Here is a 504-nt window from a genome sequence, read left to right as displayed (position 1 = left end):
AAAAACAAAAATAAGCATCCCAACAAAAAGAAAGCGAGCTTGGATGAAAACAGATTATCTCGAAAAGGTTTTAAAGGCTGGGCTAACTGTAGCGGACGAAATTTAAACACTCGCGCGGTTGCCCTGGCAATAAAGTATAGAACCTATGTCAATTGCTCTGCCTGTTTTGGGTTTTTCTGGATTAATTAGACGCAATTGTGAATAGTTAGCAATATCGATATTTATGAAGTCATCAACGCTGATGAGTTTTGTTTTTCTTAAAATTGTAGGCATTAGACATCTCTCCTTGATTGTGAGTCTCTATGGCTAGAACGGTTAAAGAATTTATCTTCCCAAGCTTTTTGTAATTTGAATAATTGGTTATCTTTTTTAAATAGTTTGTAACTATTCAGCCTACTGAACAAAAATATCTGGCAAATGCCCACTGAACAACAAGTTCAGCGCTGTTGAAGCTGTTATATTTTGCTTTCTGCAACTCGAAACGTAACTGCGTATGGCACAGAA

General features: G+C 36.3%; 1 protein-coding gene. It reads right to left on the bottom strand.

Features of this window, described 5'->3' with window-relative positions; genetic code table 11:
• Window positions 1-102: 102 nt before the first annotated feature.
• Window positions 103-273, bottom strand: coding sequence for a hypothetical protein (locus tag D5018_RS21915; protein ID WP_165905163.1), 171 nt, complete (start codon window positions 271-273; stop codon window positions 103-105).
• Between the last annotated feature and the right edge of the window lie 231 nt (window positions 274-504).

Source organism: Parashewanella curva (assembly GCF_003675895.1).
Taxonomy (GTDB): Bacteria; Pseudomonadota; Gammaproteobacteria; order Enterobacterales; family Shewanellaceae; genus Parashewanella; species Parashewanella curva.
The sequence above is the reverse complement of the archived record's forward strand: the minus strand, read 5'-3'. Positions and strand labels throughout refer to the sequence as shown.

Coding starts and splice junctions, on each gene's coding strand:
- D5018_RS21915 (WP_165905163.1), bottom strand. CDS start 273: ATGCCTACAATTTTAAGAAAAACAAAACTCATCAGCGTTGATGACTTC.